The organism is Streptomyces sp. AC555_RSS877 (assembly GCF_019049245.1).
Classification (GTDB): Bacteria; Actinomycetota; Actinomycetes; order Streptomycetales; family Streptomycetaceae; genus Streptomyces.
The window spans coordinates 1-1,703 of record NZ_JAGMUK010000126.1; the positions used below are offsets into that span (position 1 = coordinate 1).

General features: G+C 67.1%; 2 protein-coding genes and 1 pseudogene. All 3 read left to right on the top strand.

Features of this window, described 5'->3' with window-relative positions:
• A pseudogene (locus KUM49_RS37060) lies at positions 1-222 on the top strand (XRE family transcriptional regulator); the annotation flags it as partial.
• A 235-nt stretch (positions 223-457) separates the two neighbouring features.
• A complete protein-coding gene (locus tag KUM49_RS37065; protein WP_217241369.1) occupies positions 458-898 on the top strand; it encodes a VOC family protein in 441 nt (146 codons plus the stop codon).
• A gap of 104 nt (positions 899-1,002) precedes the next feature.
• The gene (locus KUM49_RS37070; RefSeq protein ID WP_217241370.1) at positions 1,003-1,608 is read left to right on the top strand and encodes a dihydrofolate reductase family protein; all 606 of its coding nucleotides are present in this window, start codon (positions 1,003-1,005) and stop codon (positions 1,606-1,608) included.
• The last annotated feature ends 95 nt before the right edge of the window (positions 1,609-1,703 follow it).

A 1,703-nucleotide genomic window follows, 5' to 3' on the forward strand; every position in this document is an offset into this window, starting at 1 on the left:
TCCACCGACGACGCCCGCATCCGGCACCTGACCGTCGCCCTGCCGCCCCAGTACGCCGCCCGCCTCTTCGACGCCCAGCAGCAGGGCGCGTCCGACCAACACCTGCAGGAGATCGCCGCCGAAGGACTCAAGGAGGTGTACTTCCAGGACAGCGGCCGCCGCGCCGGCAGCCTGGAAGAGGTCCGCTTCACCGACATCGAGCACCTCGAGTTCGACTTGTAGGCGGCAGCCAGGGATCGCTGGCGAATTGACGGCAGGCCTCATAGGAGCGGCCACCTGCGCCGCACTCACCTTCGGTGGTGGCGTCTGGCTCGCGGGACTGCTGGAGCGGTGCTGAGGCGCGATCCCAGATTTTTCGGAGTTCGGCGGTCTGAGGATGTCGAGAACGTGCCACCGGCTCCGTCCCAGGGACATCAGCGGCCGCCACCGGCCGCACGAGGAAGAGGGGGAAACGAGCATGGCGATTCAGCGGATGGACAACGTCGGCATCGTCGTCGAGGACCTGGATGCCGCCATCGCGTTCTTCGTGGAACTGGGTCTGGAGCTGGAGGGCAGGGCGCAGGTCGAGGGCCTGGTCGCCGACCAGTGCACCGGGCTCGACGGGGTGCGCTGTGACATCGCGATGGTTCGGACCCCGGACGGTCACAGCCGGCTGGAGCTGGCGAAGTACCGCAGCCCCGCGGTGATCAGCGCCGGGCCGCGCAACCGGCCGCACAACATTGTGGGCACGCACCGCGTCATGTTCGCCGTCGACGACATCGAGGACACCGTTGCCCGCCTGCGCCCTCACGGCGCCGAACTCGTCGGCGAGATCGCCCGGTTCGAGGACAGCTATCTGCTCTGCTATGTCCGCGGCCCGGAGGGCATCATCGTCGGACTGGCCGAGCAACTGCGCTGAGAAGAAGAAACCGGCAGCCAGTCCCTGCAGCCCGGCGCCCCGCAGGTTTTGCCGATGAGTTCTCGGCGGTTGTGCGGTCTACCCGTCGACGAAGGGAGCGCACCATGCGCAAGATCATCATTTGCACGTTCCTGACGCTGGACGGCGTCATGCAGGCCCCGGGCGGTCCGGACGAGGACGCTGAGAGCGGCTTCGAGCACGGCGGCTGGCAGAAACCGGTGGCCGACGACGAGGTCGGCGCGGCCATCGCCGGTTGGTACGAGCACGCCGACGCGATGCTGCTCGGCCGCAAGACGTACGAGATCTTCGCGTCGTACTGGCCGACCGCCGATCCCGACAACCCGTTCACCCATCGGATGAACAGCATGCACAAGTACGTGGCGTCTCGGACCCTGGCGTCCGTCGAGTGGCAGAACTCCACGCTGTTGGAGGGCGGCACCGTCGATGCCGTACGCGAGCTGAAGGCGTCCGACGGCGGCAACATCAACGTCGTCGGCAGCGGCGACCTCGCCCAGACCCTCATGCAGCACGGCCTCGTCGACGAGTACCGGCTGACCATCCATCCGGTGATCATCGGTACCGGCAAGCGGCTGTTCGCCGACGGAGCGATCCCCACTGCGCTGGAGCCGGTCAGCGTCTCGACGACGAAGGGCGGCACCATCCTCGGCGTCTACCGGCCAGGCGGTAAGCCCAGCTACGACAGCTATTAGGGCCTGTGTGATGTCGTGATCATCTTTCCGATCCGATCCGTTCGACGGGTGGAGTCGGGTAGAAAGTCGGTCGTGACGCGCAGGCAACTCACCGA

Bases quoted from the DNA above. Each gene is read 5' to 3' on its own strand.
- KUM49_RS37070 (WP_217241370.1), top strand. From the start codon at position 1,003: ATGCGCAAGATCATCATTTGCACGTTCCTGACGCTGGACGGCGTCATG.
- KUM49_RS37065 (WP_217241369.1), top strand. From the start codon at position 458: ATGGCGATTCAGCGGATGGACAACGTCGGCATCGTCGTCGAGGACCTG.